This window comes from uncultured Tenacibaculum sp., from assembly GCF_947498805.1.
In the GTDB taxonomy this organism is placed as follows: domain Bacteria; phylum Bacteroidota; class Bacteroidia; order Flavobacteriales; family Flavobacteriaceae; genus Polaribacter.
Window position 1 is genome coordinate 290191 of record NZ_CANMLT010000004.1, and the last position, 16378, is coordinate 306568.

Annotated in this window: 27 protein-coding genes; 23 read left to right on the plus strand and 4 right to left on the minus strand. The window is 31.0% G+C overall.

What is annotated here, in order from left to right; translation table 11 throughout:
- Positions 1 to 64: 64 nt before the first annotated feature.
- From Q0873_RS09655 to Q0873_RS09665, 3 genes are all read right to left on the minus strand, one after another.
- Positions 65 to 343 (minus strand): hypothetical protein, encoded by a 279-nt coding sequence (locus tag Q0873_RS09655; RefSeq protein ID WP_299106561.1) that lies wholly within the window; start codon positions 341 to 343, stop codon positions 65 to 67.
- 135 nt (positions 344 to 478) lie between these two features.
- A complete protein-coding gene (locus Q0873_RS09660; protein WP_299106564.1) occupies positions 479 to 1495 on the minus strand; it encodes a TlpA disulfide reductase family protein in 1017 nt (338 codons plus the stop codon).
- A 111-nt stretch (positions 1496 to 1606) separates the two neighbouring features.
- Entirely contained in the window at positions 1607 to 3142 is a 1536-nt protein-coding gene (locus Q0873_RS09665; protein WP_299106566.1) for a YifB family Mg chelatase-like AAA ATPase, read from the minus strand.
- A gap of 265 nt (positions 3143 to 3407) precedes the next feature.
- Between Q0873_RS09665 and Q0873_RS09670 the strand changes: the two genes are divergently transcribed.
- The 23 genes from Q0873_RS09670 to Q0873_RS09780 all read left to right on the plus strand — a co-directional run bounded on the left by Q0873_RS09670 (position 3408) and on the right by Q0873_RS09780 (position 15723).
- Positions 3408 to 3713 (plus strand): hypothetical protein, encoded by a 306-nt coding sequence (locus Q0873_RS09670; RefSeq protein ID WP_299106567.1) that lies wholly within the window; start codon positions 3408 to 3410, stop codon positions 3711 to 3713.
- Positions 3710 to 4444: a LytTR family DNA-binding domain-containing protein gene (locus tag Q0873_RS09675; protein WP_299106568.1), complete on the plus strand. Its 735-nt coding sequence runs from the start codon at positions 3710 to 3712 to the stop codon at positions 4442 to 4444. The genes Q0873_RS09670 and Q0873_RS09675 overlap by 4 nt, the downstream gene beginning before the upstream one ends.
- 213 nt (positions 4445 to 4657) lie before the next feature.
- Positions 4658 to 5341: a DNA-binding response regulator gene (locus Q0873_RS09680; protein WP_299106571.1), complete on the plus strand. Its 684-nt coding sequence runs from the start codon at positions 4658 to 4660 to the stop codon at positions 5339 to 5341.
- A 118-nt stretch (positions 5342 to 5459) separates the two neighbouring features.
- A complete protein-coding gene (locus Q0873_RS09685; protein WP_299106574.1) occupies positions 5460 to 7049 on the plus strand; it encodes a vitamin K epoxide reductase family protein in 1590 nt (529 codons plus the stop codon).
- A gap of 126 nt (positions 7050 to 7175) precedes the next feature.
- Positions 7176 to 7391, plus strand: a complete 216-nt coding sequence (locus Q0873_RS09690; protein ID WP_299106576.1) for a hypothetical protein — start codon at positions 7176 to 7178, stop codon at positions 7389 to 7391.
- Positions 7392 to 7402: 11 nt separating this feature from the next.
- Positions 7403 to 7573, plus strand: coding sequence for a hypothetical protein (locus Q0873_RS09695; protein WP_299106578.1), 171 nt, complete (start codon positions 7403 to 7405; stop codon positions 7571 to 7573).
- Positions 7574 to 7583: 10 nt separating this feature from the next.
- Positions 7584 to 7775 (plus strand): hypothetical protein, encoded by a 192-nt coding sequence (locus Q0873_RS09700; protein WP_299106580.1) that lies wholly within the window; start codon positions 7584 to 7586, stop codon positions 7773 to 7775.
- A gap of 16 nt (positions 7776 to 7791) precedes the next feature.
- On the plus strand, positions 7792 to 7959 hold the full coding sequence (locus tag Q0873_RS09705) for a hypothetical protein (protein ID WP_299106583.1): 168 nt from the start codon (positions 7792 to 7794) through the stop codon (positions 7957 to 7959).
- Positions 7960 to 8252: 293 nt separating this feature from the next.
- Positions 8253 to 10439: a peptidase domain-containing ABC transporter gene (locus Q0873_RS09710; RefSeq protein WP_299106586.1), complete on the plus strand. Its 2187-nt coding sequence runs from the start codon at positions 8253 to 8255 to the stop codon at positions 10437 to 10439.
- Positions 10440 to 10539: 100 nt separating this feature from the next.
- Positions 10540 to 10755 carry a hypothetical protein gene (locus Q0873_RS09715; RefSeq protein WP_299106589.1) on the plus strand — a complete coding sequence of 72 codons (216 nt, stop codon included), beginning with the start codon at positions 10540 to 10542 and terminating at the stop codon, positions 10753 to 10755.
- Positions 10756 to 11056: 301 nt separating this feature from the next.
- Positions 11057 to 11224 (plus strand): hypothetical protein, encoded by a 168-nt coding sequence (locus Q0873_RS09720; RefSeq protein ID WP_299106591.1) that lies wholly within the window; start codon positions 11057 to 11059, stop codon positions 11222 to 11224.
- Positions 11225 to 11234: 10 nt separating this feature from the next.
- On the plus strand, positions 11235 to 11420 hold the full coding sequence (locus tag Q0873_RS09725) for a hypothetical protein (protein ID WP_299106593.1): 186 nt from the start codon (positions 11235 to 11237) through the stop codon (positions 11418 to 11420).
- Positions 11421 to 11506: 86 nt separating this feature from the next.
- A complete protein-coding gene (locus Q0873_RS09730) occupies positions 11507 to 11719 on the plus strand; it encodes a hypothetical protein (protein WP_299106595.1) in 213 nt (70 codons plus the stop codon).
- A 10-nt stretch (positions 11720 to 11729) separates the two neighbouring features.
- Positions 11730 to 11885, plus strand: coding sequence for a hypothetical protein (locus Q0873_RS09735; RefSeq protein ID WP_299106597.1), 156 nt, complete (start codon positions 11730 to 11732; stop codon positions 11883 to 11885).
- Between the two features lie 12 nt (positions 11886 to 11897).
- Positions 11898 to 12113, plus strand: a complete 216-nt coding sequence (locus Q0873_RS09740) for a hypothetical protein (RefSeq protein ID WP_299106599.1) — start codon at positions 11898 to 11900, stop codon at positions 12111 to 12113.
- Positions 12114 to 12129: 16 nt separating this feature from the next.
- Positions 12130 to 12321: a hypothetical protein gene (locus Q0873_RS09745; protein WP_299106601.1), complete on the plus strand. Its 192-nt coding sequence runs from the start codon at positions 12130 to 12132 to the stop codon at positions 12319 to 12321.
- Positions 12322 to 12385: 64 nt separating this feature from the next.
- Positions 12386 to 13675 carry an HlyD family efflux transporter periplasmic adaptor subunit gene (locus Q0873_RS09750; RefSeq protein WP_299106602.1) on the plus strand — a complete coding sequence of 430 codons (1290 nt, stop codon included), beginning with the start codon at positions 12386 to 12388 and terminating at the stop codon, positions 13673 to 13675.
- Between the two features lie 499 nt (positions 13676 to 14174).
- A complete protein-coding gene (locus Q0873_RS09755) occupies positions 14175 to 14345 on the plus strand; it encodes a hypothetical protein (RefSeq protein WP_299106604.1) in 171 nt (56 codons plus the stop codon).
- 111 nt (positions 14346 to 14456) lie between these two features.
- Positions 14457 to 14651, plus strand: a complete 195-nt coding sequence (locus Q0873_RS09760) for a hypothetical protein (protein ID WP_299106606.1) — start codon at positions 14457 to 14459, stop codon at positions 14649 to 14651.
- A gap of 183 nt (positions 14652 to 14834) precedes the next feature.
- The gene (locus Q0873_RS09765; protein WP_299106608.1) at positions 14835 to 15023 is read left to right on the plus strand and encodes a hypothetical protein; all 189 of its coding nucleotides are present in this window, start codon (positions 14835 to 14837) and stop codon (positions 15021 to 15023) included.
- An 85-nt stretch (positions 15024 to 15108) separates the two neighbouring features.
- Complete coding sequence (locus tag Q0873_RS09770; protein ID WP_299106611.1) at positions 15109 to 15282, plus strand: hypothetical protein; 174 nt, start codon at positions 15109 to 15111, stop codon at positions 15280 to 15282.
- Between the two features lie 70 nt (positions 15283 to 15352).
- Positions 15353 to 15520 (plus strand): hypothetical protein, encoded by a 168-nt coding sequence (locus tag Q0873_RS09775; protein ID WP_299106613.1) that lies wholly within the window; start codon positions 15353 to 15355, stop codon positions 15518 to 15520.
- 17 nt (positions 15521 to 15537) lie between these two features.
- On the plus strand, positions 15538 to 15723 hold the full coding sequence (locus tag Q0873_RS09780) for a hypothetical protein (RefSeq protein WP_299106615.1): 186 nt from the start codon (positions 15538 to 15540) through the stop codon (positions 15721 to 15723).
- A 45-nt stretch (positions 15724 to 15768) separates the two neighbouring features.
- Here Q0873_RS09780 and Q0873_RS09785 read toward each other — a convergent pair whose 3' ends face one another.
- Entirely contained in the window at positions 15769 to 16335 is a 567-nt protein-coding gene (locus Q0873_RS09785) for a DUF4126 domain-containing protein (protein ID WP_299106616.1), read from the minus strand.
- Positions 16336 to 16378: the final 43 nt, after the last annotated feature.

A 16378-nucleotide genomic window follows, 5' to 3' on the forward strand; every position in this document is an offset into this window, starting at 1 on the left:
GAATAAAAGCCTCTAGAAAAGGCTAGAAAGGTAATTTAAAAGCAGTCTTAGTAAAAGGTAATTATTATCTAAAAGCAGCAAGAACCGCAGTTCTAAGCTCTAAGATTTGAGGAATATCTAAATACAAAAGATGTTTGTTATCCGCTGCCCAAAGAAGTATAAAGTTATCTTCTTCGATAATAGCTTCCAAAGATTCGTACGAAGAATAATGAAGAACTTTTTTACGAAAGGTTAATAATTGGCAAAAAGTAAAATCAATTACTTTATAACCTAAATCTAATTGATAGCAATTTCTACGACCAGAAGATATTTTATAAGAAGTTTCTTTTACTAAAAAATTCATGTGGCAAATATAAGTTATTTTTAATCAATCTAAACAAGTATAAAAAATTAATACAATGAGAGGCTCGTAGTGTTGTATATATACATAAAAAAACCGCAACATCGTTGCGGTTTTTTTATATAATAAATTCTGATATTATAAATTTAAAGTATTTAACACTTCAACTAATTCAGGATTTGAAGGTCTTGGCGCATCAGGACTAATAATGTTTCCTTCTTTATCTAATAAGATAAAACGTGGAATTCCAGATACCATATACTCTTGTACAAATTGAGACTTCCAATCATTATCAGCAAATAATTGAACACCTGTTAATTCCTTGTCAGCAACCATTTTTTTCCAAGCTTCATGGTTTTTCTTTTCATCAATAGAAATACTTACAAACTCAATGTCTTTACCGTGAAATTGCTTTTCTACCTTTTGTAAAAACGGAATCTCTCTTTTACAAGGGTTACACCAAGTAGCCCATAAGTCGATATAAACATATTTACCTTTTAAATCTGCTAATGAAGTGGTACCTCCTTTATAATTCTCATAGTTTTCAAAAAGTGGAGATGGAGTTCCTTTTGCAAGTTTTGTTTTGATCAACATTTTTTGACCGTGCATTTTCTTAAAGTATTCTTGCATTCTACCAAAATCAGCTTTTTGTCCAGCTACAAAAGTACTGTCTAATGTTGTAGCATTTAATTGTGTATTCAGATCACTAACATACCCGTTCAATTTTGTATCAAACTCTTCTTGAGGAAGGTCTAATAAGTTTTCATTTTCTTTAAAGAAAGCATCACGAAGCAATGCAGATTTTGCAAGATAATTACTCTCATCAGCTCCTGCTCCAGTAAACTTAATGGTTTCATCAAATTCTTTGGTATCTAGTGTAATATTAATATCAGCACCATTTTTTAAATATAAAGTTGCAAATTCTTTTCCATCAAAGGCTCTATAATAACCATCGGCAACTTTCATAGTGTCTTTAAAAGAACCGTTTTCATCTACTTTAATAACTTTTTGGAAACCAAGTTGTGGGTTAGAAACTACCAAAGAGTCGGAATTTTTATTCGTAATAGTACCAGAAAGCGTTACAAAGTCGTTGCTTTCTTTTTTACAAGAAACAATAGCAAGGGATACTATTGCTGCATACATTAATTTTTTCATCGTTAATTATTAAATGATTAGTTCTAATTAGTCGCCTAAGTTAATAAATATTGATGGTATTGTAGTAGGTTAATTTTACAAATGAGTGTTAATTTTCTGAAAATGAATTTTTTACCCTAGCCATCCTTCTCTATCTAGGCTTCTGTATTGTATGGCTTCAGATATATGAGAAGCGCAAATATCTTTTTCATTTGCTAAATCTGCAATGGTACGAGATACTTTTAAAATTCTATCATATGCTCTAGCAGATAGATTTAACTTTTCCATGGCATTTTTTAAAAGGAGTTTACTTTCTGTTGATAGTTTGCAAAATTCATTGAGCTGCTTAACATTCATTTGAGCATTATAGTGTGTCATTGGAAAGTCTTTAAAACGCTCTGATTGAATTACTCTTGCTTTTGTAACTCTTTTTCGAATGGAAACACTAGTTTCTCCTTTTCTTTCTTCTGAGAGTTTTTCAAAAGGCACCGGAGTTACTTCTATATGTATATCAATTCTGTCAAGTAAAGGCCCTGAAATTTTACTCAGATATCGTAACATTTCTGTAGGAGATGAGGTTATGGGAGCATTGGTATCATTAAAATAACCTGATGGACTAGGATTCATACTAGCAACAAGCATAAAACTACTTGGATAAGTAATGGTAAATCTTGCTCTAGAAATTGTTACTTCCCTATCTTCTAATGGTTGTCTCATTACTTCTAGTACAGAACGTTTAAACTCCGGAAGTTCATCTAAAAACAATACTCCGTTATGTGCCAATGATATTTCTCCTGGTTGTGGGTACTGACCTCCTCCAACTAAGGCGACATCTGAACAAGAGTGGTGCGGACTACGAAAAGGACGCTGATAAATAAGTCCGGTGTTTTGAACCTTTCCCACTACAGAATGAATTTTAGTTGTTTCTAAAGCTTCTTGTAATGTCATTGGAGGTAAAATGGATGGGAGTCTTTTCGCTAACATTGTTTTCCCAGCACCGGGAGGTCCAATAAGGATAATATTATGTCCACCAGCAGCGGCAATTTCCATACATCGTTTAATACTTTCTTGTCCTTTTACATCAGAAAAATCAAACTCTGGAAAGTCAATGTTTTTATAGAATTCTGCTTGAGTATCAATTACAGTGGGGGTAATTTGTTCTTTTTCGTTAAAATGATTTATGACTTCAGTCATGTTGTTTACTCCTAATACTTCAATATCATTTACGATTGCAGCTTCTTTCGCATTTTTTTCTGGAAGAATAAAATGTTTAAAGCCCTCTTCTTTTGCTTTAAGGGCAATTGGAAGCGCTCCTTTTACAGGTTGTAAACTTCCATCTAAAGAAAGTTCACCCATAATAATGTACTGTTCAATGTTTTTAGATTTGATTTGACCAGAAGCAGTTAAAATACCAATCGCCAAAGGAAGATCATATGCCGCACCTTCTTTTCGAATATCAGCAGGAGCCATATTGATAATGATTTTTTTACCAGGAAGCTTAAATCCATTGTTAGAAAGAGCAGCAGAAATACGATAGGAACTTTCACTAACTGCTTTATCGGGCAGTCCAACTAAATGATACCCGATACCTTTATCAATGTTTACTTCAATGGTAATTGTGGTTGCTTCGATACCAAAAACGGCCGATCCATAGACTTTTATTAACATAGCTTCTTCTTTTTTATAAAAATAAGGTTTTTAAATGTAAATAAATAGCTCTACTAACTAACTTTTTTCTATTGTTCTTTTAAAGGTATTTGTGTCTATTTAATTTGTAATGAAGGGTATACATGGAGAATTGTGTTTTTCGGAACGTTAGGTAGTTTATACAGAATTAGAGAAAAAACGTTTTGGAGACATCTTTGATTTCGAAATTATAGATACTATTGAAGATACTTCAGAAATATTTTTACCTCCACTTCTAATTCAACCATTGGTAGAAAATGCTATCATTCATGGAGTTTCATCTTTAAAAGAACGTAAGGGGTTTATAAGTATTTCTTTTAAAATGGTCGGAGAAGAATTAGAATGTATAATAGAAGATAATGGAATAGGAATTGAAACTTCTATCAAAGAAAAAGAACAACGTATTATTGGTCATGAGTCTATTGCTTTAAATAATATAAAAGAACGTTTAAGGTTACTTGATAAGAAGAAAAGACAACGACTTTTTGTTGAACCATTAAGCAGTGAGAAATACGGAACTGAAACACGAATAGTAATACCGGTATTAGTATGATAAAGACGGTTATTATTGAAGATGAACCGAATGCGCTAAAATCTCTTAAACTTGGCATACAATATTATATTCCATCATTAGAAGTTATAGGAGAAGCTACAACAGTTGAAGAAGGAAAAGAAATAATAGAGCAATTACGTCCAGAATTGGTTTTATTAGATATACGATTAGGAACAAAGGATGCATTTCAATTGTTAGATAGTTTAGATTCATTAGATTTTGAAATCATTTTTACTACGGCTTATGGTGAATTTAAAGAAACAGCATTTGATTATTTTGCATTAAATTATTTAATGAAGCCTATAGATTTTGAAAAGCTAAAATCTGTAATATCGTCTTATCAAGAAAGAAAAATAAAAAGATTCACTCCTGAAAAATATGATTTTTTAAGACAATTCTTTAGTTCTGGTTTTAAAAAAATATCTATTCCATCTAATAAAGGATATAACTTAATTGATATAGATAGCATTATGTGGTGTGAAGCTTCTGGCAATTATACGATTATCTTTATGGAAGGGAAAAGAAAACTTATAGCGTCTAAACAATTAAAGCATTATGAAAATATACTAACAGAAGTTGGTTTTTTCAGAATTCATCGTTCATTATTAGTGAATATAAAACAGGTAAGTAAAGTGATAGAAAATACAGTTGTTATGAAAAATAAAGTAGAATTAACCATTTCAAGGAGAAATAAAAGAAATGTTGAAATGTTAATGAAAGTTATAGGATAATCTAAGGAGATACACATTTTTTGAAAGTAAAATATGTTGATTATTAATGGGTTATAACTTCACGAAAACAGTGTTGTGTTATTTGTTTTTTCATCTTGTTATACAATAAGATAGAGTCTTTTATAGTTTTAAAATAAAGAAACCTAAATCTGTTATATGTAAAAGTTATTTAAAAATTCATTAAATTAGTAACCCCGAAATTATTTTACAATTATGAAAAAAGAGAAGAATACTGCCCTAGTGGTGGACAGTTGTCCGTTAATATGTGAGAAGTATAAAGACATATTAAACCTTGCGAGAAGAGAATCAAAAAATGAAGTTTATAATATTGATATAGCCTATAATAATGAAGGTGCTTTTGATATTGTAAAGAGAGTTATTGAAACAGAAAGATACCTAGAATTTATTCTTTTAGAACTTAAGTTGCCACCAACAAAAGATAAAAAAATACTTTCTGGACTAGACTTTGGTGTTTTAGTTCGAAAATTGTTACCTACTACAAAAATTATTGTGATCACTTCATGTAACGATAATTATTTAATTCATGGAGTTTTTAAACACTTAAACCCAGAAGGGTTTTTAATTAAATCTGATTTAACTTCAGAAACACTTATAAGTGCTGTAAAATCTGTCAATAATGAAACACCATATTACAGTCAAACAGTGCTTAAACTTTTAAGGAAAGAAATTTCAAATGATTTTCAATTAGATTCGATGGATAGAAAAATTCTATATGAATTATCTATTGGATCTAGAATGAAGGACCTTCCTAATTATATTCCTTTATCTGTAGCGAGTATTGAAAAAAGAAAACGCCAACTGCGTAAAGTTTTTGGGGTAAAAGAAAAAGGAGATCGCGAGCTTATATTAAAAGCCAGAGAAAAAGGATTTATATAGGAAAAAGAATGTAAGTATGGAAAACCCCTACTTTTTTTATGGTTTTTTTGATTTTTTTAAAAAATTAAAAAGATAAATTTGAAGAATTAATAAAAAACAGCTATAAATACTCTCAATTTTGCAAGACACATTATTTATATTAGTACAAAGATTATTAAAAAGCAATCAGATCCCTTTTGATAAAGATGAATTGGCTTTTCAAATTCAAAGTCACCCATCTTATCCTAGTTTACATGCCATCACCGGTGTGTTAGATCATTTTAACATAGAAAATGTTGCTGCTGATGTTCCAGCCAATAAAGAAACTCTAGTACAACTACCAGATTGTTTCTTAGCACAAATCAATACCGAAAAAGGAAAGGATTTGGTGATTGTTGATCGAAAAAAGCAAGATTATGTTGTTTATAACTCTGAAAACAAAAAACAAAAGCATACCGAACAAGAATTCATAGAAAAATTTACGGGTATTATTGTAGCGGTTGAAAAAACTGAAGAAAGTTTACAGCCAGAGAAAAAATCGAACTTTGCTAAGTTTTTAGCCATTGGATTGTTAATTGGTTTAACAGGATTTACATTATATCAAAACACTATTAATCTATATACCTTGGCATACTTAGTATTGTCTGTTGTTGGAATTATTACTAGTGTTGCCATTGTAAAACAAGAATTAGGTTTAAAAACATCTATAGGAAATGCCTTTTGTTCTGGAGCTGATGATAAAAAAGATTGTGATGCAGTATTAACTTCAAAAGGAGCAGAAATTATAAAAGGATATAAACTGAGTGATTTGAGTGTGTTGTATTTCTCTGGGCTTACTTTATTAACCTTAGCTCAGATTGCAAATCCAGCTATTTCTTATACGATTAGTTTACTAGCCATTCCGGTTACTTTATATTCTATATATTATCAATATGCCATAGTAAAGAAGTGGTGTATGTTGTGTTTAAGTATTGTAGGGGTTTTATGGTTACAAGCAGCTGTACCTTTAATAACCAATACCTATATAACAACATTTGTTCCTACAAGTTTTGTTGCTTTTGGTATTGTTGCGTCTTTAACTTGGTTAGCTTGGTATTTTATCAAACCACTAGTAGCTGAAGTAACTGAATTAAGAAAAGAGAAGATAGAAAGTGTAAAATTCAAGAGAAACTTTACATTACTAAATAGTTTATTACACAAATCTCCACAGTTATATACACAGATAGAAAACAGTCAGGAGATTGTATTTGGAAATCCTAACTCAGCTTTAGAGCTTACCATTGTTACCAATCCTTTTTGTGGTCATTGTAAACCAGTGCATGAGCATATTGATGAGATTTTACATCGTTATGCCAATAATGTAAGAATCAAAATAAGATTTAACATTAATACAGAAAACAAAGACGGGGATGCTGTAAAAATAACCAGCAGACTTATAGAAATATACCACAATGAAGGAAGCGAAGCTTGTTTAAAAGCAATGGATGCTATTTATGGAGGTGAAAAACCAGCAAAGTGGTTAGAAACTTATGGAACCTGTACTCAACAAGAAGTATATATAGCAGAACTAGAAAGAGAAAAAGAGTGGTGTACTAACAATGCTATTAATTTTACACCAGAAATCTTAGTGAATGGAAGATCATTCCCTAAAGAATATAATAGAACAGATTTAATCTTATTTATTGAAGATTTAGAAGAAAGTTCTCAAGGACTAGTAAAAGTTCAGTAAATACATAATAAAAACAAAGCCCTAAAAAGGGCTTTGCGTTTTTGAACAATATTCTCTCGCGAAGAATAGACACAAAGGTGAGTGTCTCTAAATGTTCGCCACAAAAGTAACCTTATTATTTTAATTATGAAAAAATCAATTTTAAACTTAGGAAAAGTTTTGAGTAGAACAGAACAAAAGAAGATTGATGGAGGTGGTTTTGGGCCATTAAAACCAAGAAGATGTTGTGATCCAGCATTACAATGTTGTACTACGAGTCACTTGGCATTAAACAATCCAAGTTGTGGAGGAACCTATATGTCGGGATGTCAATACCATCCAGCAAATGGTTGTTGTATTTAACAAGAAAAGTTATGAAGAAATCAATTTTAATTTTAGGTAAAGCCTTAAATAAAAAGGAACAAAACCAAATTAACGGTGGTAACAATTCTTGTAAGTATGCTATTTCGATTGACGGTACATTATGTTTATGCATAGGTTGGTCACCAGACGGAAATGGTTTTTGTGAAAATAATTATAGATAAGAACAACTTTATGAAAAAATCAATCTTAAAAATAGGTAACGCTTTGAATAAATCAGAGCAAAAAGAAATAAATGGAGGAAGAGTTCCTTCACTAAAGTTTTGCTGTGGAGGCACAGGAGGAATAGTAGTAGCTCATTTTCATTGTGCAATAGGATCTTATGGAACAGATTTGTGTAATGGACAGTGTTGGGCGTGTTATTAGTAAATAAAACAGCAAAATGAAAAATCAAATCTTAAACTTAGGGAAAGTTTTAAATAAAGCGGCACTAAAAAATATTAAAGGAAATGGACCATTTTCTCAGCCTTGTACGACTGATGATGATTGTCCATTTTGTCATACTTGTGAAAATGTTTTTTCAGGAAAAGTATGTATAGGTAACTGCTAAAAACTTCAAGATATATTATGTTTGATTATTAATAATCGGGCATAATATATCTAGGTTTAAGTATAAAAATGAAAAGGAAATATTGAACTTAGGTAAAGTTTTAAATAAAACAGAACTGAAGAATAATGATTGAGATATTTTATATTTAACAGATTCTGAATATATAAACATTCCTTTTATTCTGAAGACCTAGTGGTATGTGTTTAGAAAGCATATATGTTAGCTCGGATTCAATAGAATTAAATCATAGAGAGATGGAAGATTCATCTCTTTTAACTAAAATAAATTTATAATTGAGAAAATTTCCAAATTATAAGCAAACAGAGGCCAAAGATTGTGGACCTACTTGTATTAAGATTATTGCCAAGCATTATGGTAAGACTATCAACACTCAACAACTACGTAAACTAAGTGAAACTACACGAGAAGGTAGTAGTTTATTAGGGTTAAGTGAAGCAGTTGAATCAATTGGTTTTAAATCTTTAGGAATAAAACTAGCGTTTAATAAATTAAAAGAAGCGCCTTTTCCTTGTATTATCCATTGGAATAAGAATCATTATGTGGTACTCTATAAAATAAAAAAAGATACCGTATACATTTCTGACCCAGCACATGGATTAATAACCTTTACGAAAGAAGAGTTTATTCAGCATTGGATTGGTAATAATGCCGATGAAAATACAGAGGAAGGAATTGCTTTACTTATAGAGCCTACTCCTAGGTTTTATAGTGAAGAGTTTGAAGAGGATGAGAAGTTTGGATTTGGATTTATTTTCAAGTATTTATTTAAGTACAAAAAATTTGTTGCACAGTTAATCGTAGGATTATTAGCAGGGAGTTTATTACAATTAATCCTGCCCTTTTTAACCCAAAGTGTGGTAGATGTAGGTATTAAAAATCAAGACCTAAACTTTGTATACCTTATTCTATTTGCGCAACTGTTTTTGTTTATAGGAAAAGCATCTTTAGAGATTATAAGAAGTTGGATTTTATTACATCTTAGTACAAGAATCAATATTTCTTTAATATCCGATTTTTTCATCAAGTTAATGAAATTACCTATTTCTTATTTTGATGTGAGAATGACAGGAGACTTATTACAAAGAATCAATGATCATAAACGTATTGAAAGAATCTTAACAACGTCTTCACTAACGGTACTCTTTTCCTTTTTTAACCTAATTATATTCAGTTTAGTACTTGGATATTATAGCTTACAAATCTTTGGAGTATTTGTATTGGGAAGTGTACTGTATTTCGGATGGGTTTTATTCTTCTTTAAAAAGAGAAAAGAACTCGATTACAAACGTTTCTCTCAAGTAAGTCAAGAACAAAGTAAAGTAATTGAGCTTATCAATGGAATGCAAGAAATAAAGCTACATAATGCAGAAAGACGTATGCGTTGGAATTGGGAATATGTACAAGCCCGATTGTTTAAAGTTGCTACCAAGAGTTTAGCCTTAGAACAAACACAAAGTGTAGGTTCTAACTTTATCAATGAACTAAAAAACATGTTCATTACCATACTCTCTGCCAAACTGGTTATTGATGGAAACATCACCTTAGGTATGATGATGGCCATTAGTTATATAGTAGGACAATTAAACGGTCCTATTACCCAGCTTATTAGTTTTATGAGAGATGTACAAGATGCACAGATATCGGTAGATAGATTAGGAGAAATCCACAATATGGAAGATGAGGAAAAACCAGAGGATGAGAAAGTAACTCAAATTCCAGAAGATGCAGCTATCAAACTAAGTAACATATCCTTTAGATATACAGGAGGATTAGAACCTGTGTTAAAGGATTTATCCTTAGAAATACCTGCAAATAAAACCACAGCTATTGTGGGAGTAAGTGGTAGTGGAAAATCAACCCTTATGAAACTCTTGTTAGGGTTTTATCAAGTAGACAAAGGAGATATTATGGTTAACAATTTTAATCTAAGAAATATCTCACAAAAAGAATGGAGAAGAAACTGTGGTGTGGTAATGCAAGAAGGATACATTTTTAATGATTCTATAGCTAAAAACATTGCAGTAGGTGAAGATTATGTAGATAAAGAAAAATTAGCACATGCGATAGATGTAGCCAATATCTCAGATTATATAGAAAGTCTTCCTTTAGGATACAATACCAAAATAGGAAGTGAAGGAAATGGACTTAGTACAGGACAAAAACAACGTTTGTTAATTGCTAGATCTGTGTACAAAAATCCGAAGTTTTTATTTTTTGATGAAGCTACAAGTGCATTAGACGCCAACAATGAAAAGGTAATTATGGGAAAACTAAACACCTTTTTTGCTAACAAAACAGCAGTGGTTATTGCCCATAGATTAAGTACTGTAAAAAATGCACATCAAATTGTGGTGTTAGACAAAGGAAAAATCATAGAAAAAGGAACTCATGAAGAGTTAATCAAACTAAAAGGAAGTTATTACCATCTAGTTAAAAACCAATTAGATTTAGGTAAATAAGAAAGAACATATATAAAATTCCCTCGCGAGGAGTAGACACAAACCTTGAGTGTCTTTAAATAGTTCAAGGATTTAATCAAATTAATTAAATCTTAAAGTGATGAAAAAAACAATTTTAAACTTAGGAAGAGCTCTTCATACAGTTGAGCAGAAAAATGTAAAAGGTGGACAAATGCAAATAGGTATCGTAGATAGAGATGGACGAGATTGTAGGTATCCATATTGTTTAAACAATTTTGGTAGATGTGTACATAGTATTCACGGATGTAGTAGTGGTGCAGGTGGTAATGATGGAGACATCACAACTTTTTTCTAAAAAGAATCTGATGTTCTATTTTGAGCATCTTTAAATATTCTGTAAAATCAAAATAATCATGAAAGACTCATTAAGAGTTCTAAAAAGGTTGCATGGTCTATAAATGACATAAATACCCTAGTAATTACAGAATATTTATAAATAAAACATTATTGAAATGGATGAAGAACAAAGTTAAGGTGATTTGAAAACTCCATTCATGAGATAATAACAACAATTTTCTTTCGCGAAGAAAAAGACAGAAACCTTGAGTGTCTTTAAATAGTTCAAGGATTTAATCAAATTAATTAAATCTTAAATTATGAAAAAATCAATTTTAAACTTAGGAACTCCTTTAAATTCAACAGAGTTAAAAGAAGTTTACGGAAGCGGATTCCCTTGCTACTGTAATGGTAGATATGTAGGGCAAGCAACTAGTATTTCACAATGTTGGAATATGTGTCCTGCAACAATTGAAGCTATAAAATAAGTTATTGAAAATGAAAAAGTCAATTTTAAACTTAGGAAAAAGCCTTAATAAGGCAGAACAAAAGAAGATTAATGGTGGAATTGCAATAGCGTGTTTTAGCCATTCAGATTGCCCTAGAGAAATGGGATGTTGCAAAAACGCACCATATATGGGATTGTGTATGTTAGGAAGTGATTACAGAAACTATTGTAATTAAAAAGTTTTCCTAAGGAAAAGGACAGTATAGCTTTGAGTGTCCTAAAATAAATCAAAGATTATAATTAAATTATAGATAATATAACAATGAAAAAGTCAATTTTAAATTTAGGTAAAATCTTAAATAAGGAAAATCAAAAACAAATCAATGGAGGTATGATAGGATGCCCAGGTCCAAGATGTTATGGAGTTAGTGGTATGGGATGTGGTACATGTGATGATTACCATGCGCTTTCATTCGCATGTAAATCAAGAGTATTAGTACATGCTGATTGTTTTATTGGTATTGAACCAAATTAAGATTCGTACAATGAAAAAATCGATTTTAAACTTAGGAAGAGTTCTAAATAATTTAGAACAGAAGGAGTTGTATGGAGGATCTATTAAAGGATGTAAAGTTCTCCCAGTTTGTGAGGGATCAAACTATATCATTCGTGATTGTATATGTTATTATCAACCACATTAAAAAATTTGAAGAATGAAAAAATCAATTTTAAATTTAGGTAAAAGCCTTAATAGGGCTGAACAAAAAACAATAAAAGGAGGTGCTATACCTTGTTTTGAATGGTGCGCATTAGACCCAATGAGTCAAGCGTTATTTGATAAACCACTTTACTGTAATTGTAATAGCTCTGGAGGATCTGGAGGAGGTGGTGGATCTAAAGATGATGATGGTCCAGTTAATGCTCTATAATTTTAAAGTTAATATGATGAAAAAATCAATTTTAAATTTAGGAAAAGCTATTCGTAAAGAAGAACAAAAAACTATAAATGGAGGTTTTGGAAATACCTGCGGAGGTTTTGGTTCTTATTATGTGAATAGTTGTAATGATTGTGTAAACAATATATTACCTGGAGCGCCAACATTTTGTCGTAATAACTGCTGTATAGTAGCTTATTAATAATTTATTGGAAGGAGGAACAAAAATGTTTCCTCCTTCTTTATTTAAAATTCTTAGAAAATATATGCCACAGAGTAATTCGGAAATAGAAATTCGTAGTGAAGAGGTACAAGAAATCTTAAGTCATGTACCTAATTGGATGATACGTTGGGGAAATACCTTATTCCTTCTATTGATACTAATGTTATTGTTCATTTCTTGGTTTGTTAGATACCCAGATGTTATTTCTTCACAAGTAATGGTAACCACTTCTTCTCCTCCTGAAAAATTATATGCCAATGCTAGAGGTAGATTTGATGTGTTTTTAACCAGTGAAGGTAGCCAAGTAAAAGCAGGTGAGGTATTGGCTATAATTGAAAACAGTGCTTCTTATAAGGATGTATTGCTTTTAAAAAGCATTGTAGATACTATACCTACCCATAACGAAGAATTTGTATTTCCAATAGACAAAATGCCTCCGATGATTTTAGGAGATATTACCTCAAGTTATTCCCAATTTGAGAATGATTATTCTGAGTATATGTTAAACAAAAAGTTAACTCCCTTTAAGTCGGAGAACTTAGCGAATCAAATGTCAGTAATCGAAGCTAAGAGTAGATTGCAGAATTCATTATTTCAAAGAGAATTGAACAAGAAAGAACTTGTTTTTAAAAAAAATGATTTAGAAAGAAGTCGCAAAATGTTTGAAAAAGGAGTTATTTCAGCCAAAGAAAAAGAATTAAAAGAGGTAGAGTTTTTACAATCACAAAGAAATTACCAAAGTTTAGAAAGTTCTATTTCTCAGATGAGAGAACTTATTAGCAATTCTAATAAAAACTTAGAAGGAACCTCTATTAAGAAAACACAAAACGATGTACGTTTACAAAAAAAGGCCGTGCAATCATTTTTGTATTTAAGAAATGCTATTAAAGATTGGGAAAGACAATACGGTTTAACCACTTCTATTGATGGTAAGGTATCATTTTTATCGTATTGGAATAAAAACCAAACGGTACAACAAGGAAAGTTAATTTTTACCATTATTCCAGAAAAAAGCACTTCTTATATTGGTAAAATAAAAGCTCCGGCTGCAAATTCTGGAAAAATCAAAAAAGGACAAAAAGTACAAATAAAGTTATTGAATTATCCCTCGGATGAATTTGGTGACCTTAATGGAAAGGTACAATCTATTTCATTACTTCCAGATGAAGAAGGAAAGTATTTAATAAATGTAGATTTACCACAGGACTTAAAAACCACCTATGGCAAACAAATAGCATTTAGACAAGAAATGCAAGGAACGGCTGATATTGTTACCGAAGACTTACGATTGATAGAACGTTTTTTCTATCAACTTAAAAATATTATCAAATAAATAATTCTCTCGCAAAGAATAATAGACACAAACCTTGAGTGTCTCTAAACAGTTCAAGGATTTAATTGAACTAATTGAATCTTATAAAATATGAAAACATCAATCTTAAACTTAGAGCTTGCTTTAAATAAAGTAGCACAAAAGTTGTAAATGGCGGTATTGGGTAATGTAATCTATCATAAACATTACTTAGAAATATTCCGTTGTTATGGAGGTGGATATATACCTGTTTATCAGGTGTAGAATACTACTTAGAGAAGATTATCCACTTTACATCATAATCATTTTTTAGAAGCATATAGGGAAGTTCTCTTGAATGAGATCATCTTTAAATTCAATAGTGTTAATACAACACAAGATCTTTCATTGGTGATATGACTGTGGTCTTAGTGTATGTCATGAGTTAACTAAAACACCTAGTGTAAAATGTTTAGACATAAATCTTGAGTGTCTCTAAATAGTTCAAGAATAGAATCAAATTAATTAAATCTTAAAAGTTATGAAAACATCGATTTTAAATTTAGGAAAAGCCTTAAGTAAAGAGAATCAAAAACAAATTAATGGAGGAAGTTCAGATTGTAGACGCATGGAAAGGTGCTCTTCAAATTCAGACTGTGGTCCAAATGATTGTGTTTTGATATGTGTTGTGGGAAGGTGTAGAGCCTATTAATAATGTGTTTTAAAGAAAAGAATTCTAAAAATATTTTTCGCGAAGACTAGACATACACCTTGAGTGTCTTTAATGGTTCAAGGATTTAAATAACTAGTTAAATCTTAAACAATGAAAAAATCAATTTTCAATCTGGGAAAAGTTTTAGATAAAACTGACCAAAAAGCTATTCATGGAGGTAGAAGCTTTTGTGCTTCTATGTTTTTTTGTGCTTTCGATTGTGGAGAGGGTGATATTTGCGCTTTTCCAAACGGACTCGGAGGAGTGAATAGAGGAACTATTGTTAATGGACAATGTTGTTTATAAACTGAAAACTTAACTAAGAATAGATCATTTTAAACTTAGGACAGGTTTTTAAGTAATAAACAAAAGATGTGAACGAAGCATGGAAGTACTATTCTATAGAAGCCAAGAGCTGTAACTTTTGGATTAGTATGAGAATGCTTTTGGAAGATATAATTATTGTAAAACATTTTAAAAAATAAAATCATGAAAAAATCAATTTTAAACTTAGGTCAAAAATTAAGTAAAGAATCTCAAAAACAAATCAATGGAGGAGCAAGTTGCCCAACTTATCCAGCTAGCCAATGTATGGCTTGTGGTGGTTTTCCGTTATCAAACGGATGTTGCTTAGGTACAGCGCAAACTCATGCTTGTTTAACAGGGATACTTGATTAAAAATCTTTCGCGAGAAATAGACATACACCTTGAGTGTCTTTAAATAGTTCAAGGAATTAATCAAACTTTAATAACTCATTTAATTATGAAAAAATCAATTTTAAACTTAGGAAAAGCTTTAACAAACGCAGAACAAAAAGAAGTTAATGGAGGCTGGGGATCTTGTACTGGTAGTGGAAGCAGATGTTGTGTTCAAACACAATGGGGTCAATTCTGTGACGCTGGTAGATGTACAAGATTTGGTTGCATTTGGTATTAAAATTTGAATACTAATCTTTTAAAAGATTTAGTATTTGTGCATAATTAGATAAATCCCGAAATCAATTATTATGAAAAAACAAATTTTAAATTTAGGAACGACGTTAGCTCGTTCAGAACAAAAGTCTATAAATGGTGGATTCGGTTTTTGGCCTTCTACAGAAAGACAATGTCTTTTATGTGGTGGTGAATGGGATGCTCCATTTTGTGCGTTACCTATGAATTCTGTTTGTTTATAATTTAAGAACTATTAATTATGAAAAAACAAATTTTAAAATTAGGTAAAGCTATTCATAAGGAAGATCAAAAAGAGATTAATGGTGGTGGCTTAGGAGCTTGCTACCAGCAAGGAGGAATGTGTTGTAGAGACACTGGAACTTCTTGGGGTCCTTTTTGCGAACCAGGAATTTGTACTAGATGGGGAACTTGTTTTTATTATTAAATAAACAAGTATCTCAAAAACTAGATAGATTATAAAGGCCACTAATTAATTAGTGGCTTTTTTTATTTTGAAGAATACTTTTCTAATAAGAAAGAGTATCAATAGAACCAATATAACGGCAATTATAGGGATAAATATAGCCAAGACACTAATTACTATAGAAGATCCTGTTTCTACCGTTGAAACAATCGGATTTGCAATTCCACCCGTAGTTGTTGTGGAAGCTAATCTGGCAGATGAACTAGAGGCTTTAATTGCGGTAGCAGTTCCTCCTCCTGCAATAATTGCTAAGGACCATGTGATAATTGGAGACAAATCCATAGAGGTAGATACCATAACAGCGGTACCTGCAATAGCCGCCATGGGTATGGCAATAGTATCTAATAGATTGTCTATCCAAGGAATATAATAGGCGAAAATTTCAGCTAAGGTTGCTATTCCAAGCGTAATTATAGCTGGTGTACTTGCAATCCATAACCAGTTTTCATTTAAAGGAATTACATTGTAATGCCCTACTAGACTTAATACAAACAGAGGAACAAATACTCTAAACCCTACGGAAGCTGCTAAGCCAATTCCTAAAAAAATACTTATTATCGTTTCTACTGTCATAGTAATTATTTTGGTATGTAATATAACAAAAAAGCCTCTTATT

Excerpts from the sequence above, each read along its gene's own strand:
- Q0873_RS09655 (WP_299106561.1), bottom strand. The coding sequence starts at position 343 with ATGAATTTTTTAGTAAAAGAAACTTCTTATAAAATATCTTCTGGTCGT.
- Q0873_RS09660 (WP_299106564.1), bottom strand. The coding sequence starts at position 1,495 with ATGAAAAAATTAATGTATGCAGCAATAGTATCCCTTGCTATTGTTTCT.
- Q0873_RS09665 (WP_299106566.1), bottom strand. The coding sequence starts at position 3,142 with ATGTTAATAAAAGTCTATGGATCGGCCGTTTTTGGTATCGAAGCAACC.
- Q0873_RS09675 (WP_299106568.1), top strand. The coding sequence starts at position 3,710 with ATGATAAAGACGGTTATTATTGAAGATGAACCGAATGCGCTAAAATCT.
- Q0873_RS09680 (WP_299106571.1), top strand. The coding sequence starts at position 4,658 with ATGAAAAAAGAGAAGAATACTGCCCTAGTGGTGGACAGTTGTCCGTTA.
- Q0873_RS09690 (WP_299106576.1), top strand. The coding sequence starts at position 7,176 with ATGAAAAAATCAATTTTAAACTTAGGAAAAGTTTTGAGTAGAACAGAA.
- Q0873_RS09695 (WP_299106578.1), top strand. The coding sequence starts at position 7,403 with ATGAAGAAATCAATTTTAATTTTAGGTAAAGCCTTAAATAAAAAGGAA.
- Q0873_RS09700 (WP_299106580.1), top strand. The coding sequence starts at position 7,584 with ATGAAAAAATCAATCTTAAAAATAGGTAACGCTTTGAATAAATCAGAG.
- Q0873_RS09705 (WP_299106583.1), top strand. The coding sequence starts at position 7,792 with ATGAAAAATCAAATCTTAAACTTAGGGAAAGTTTTAAATAAAGCGGCA.
- Q0873_RS09715 (WP_299106589.1), top strand. The coding sequence starts at position 10,540 with ATGAAAAAAACAATTTTAAACTTAGGAAGAGCTCTTCATACAGTTGAG.
- Q0873_RS09720 (WP_299106591.1), top strand. The coding sequence starts at position 11,057 with ATGAAAAAATCAATTTTAAACTTAGGAACTCCTTTAAATTCAACAGAG.
- Q0873_RS09725 (WP_299106593.1), top strand. The coding sequence starts at position 11,235 with ATGAAAAAGTCAATTTTAAACTTAGGAAAAAGCCTTAATAAGGCAGAA.
- Q0873_RS09730 (WP_299106595.1), top strand. The coding sequence starts at position 11,507 with ATGAAAAAGTCAATTTTAAATTTAGGTAAAATCTTAAATAAGGAAAAT.
- Q0873_RS09735 (WP_299106597.1), top strand. The coding sequence starts at position 11,730 with ATGAAAAAATCGATTTTAAACTTAGGAAGAGTTCTAAATAATTTAGAA.
- Q0873_RS09740 (WP_299106599.1), top strand. The coding sequence starts at position 11,898 with ATGAAAAAATCAATTTTAAATTTAGGTAAAAGCCTTAATAGGGCTGAA.
- Q0873_RS09745 (WP_299106601.1), top strand. The coding sequence starts at position 12,130 with ATGAAAAAATCAATTTTAAATTTAGGAAAAGCTATTCGTAAAGAAGAA.
- Q0873_RS09750 (WP_299106602.1), top strand. The coding sequence starts at position 12,386 with ATGCCACAGAGTAATTCGGAAATAGAAATTCGTAGTGAAGAGGTACAA.
- Q0873_RS09755 (WP_299106604.1), top strand. The coding sequence starts at position 14,175 with ATGAAAACATCGATTTTAAATTTAGGAAAAGCCTTAAGTAAAGAGAAT.
- Q0873_RS09760 (WP_299106606.1), top strand. The coding sequence starts at position 14,457 with ATGAAAAAATCAATTTTCAATCTGGGAAAAGTTTTAGATAAAACTGAC.
- Q0873_RS09765 (WP_299106608.1), top strand. The coding sequence starts at position 14,835 with ATGAAAAAATCAATTTTAAACTTAGGTCAAAAATTAAGTAAAGAATCT.
- Q0873_RS09770 (WP_299106611.1), top strand. The coding sequence starts at position 15,109 with ATGAAAAAATCAATTTTAAACTTAGGAAAAGCTTTAACAAACGCAGAA.
- Q0873_RS09775 (WP_299106613.1), top strand. The coding sequence starts at position 15,353 with ATGAAAAAACAAATTTTAAATTTAGGAACGACGTTAGCTCGTTCAGAA.
- Q0873_RS09780 (WP_299106615.1), top strand. The coding sequence starts at position 15,538 with ATGAAAAAACAAATTTTAAAATTAGGTAAAGCTATTCATAAGGAAGAT.
- Q0873_RS09785 (WP_299106616.1), bottom strand. The coding sequence starts at position 16,335 with ATGACAGTAGAAACGATAATAAGTATTTTTTTAGGAATTGGCTTAGCA.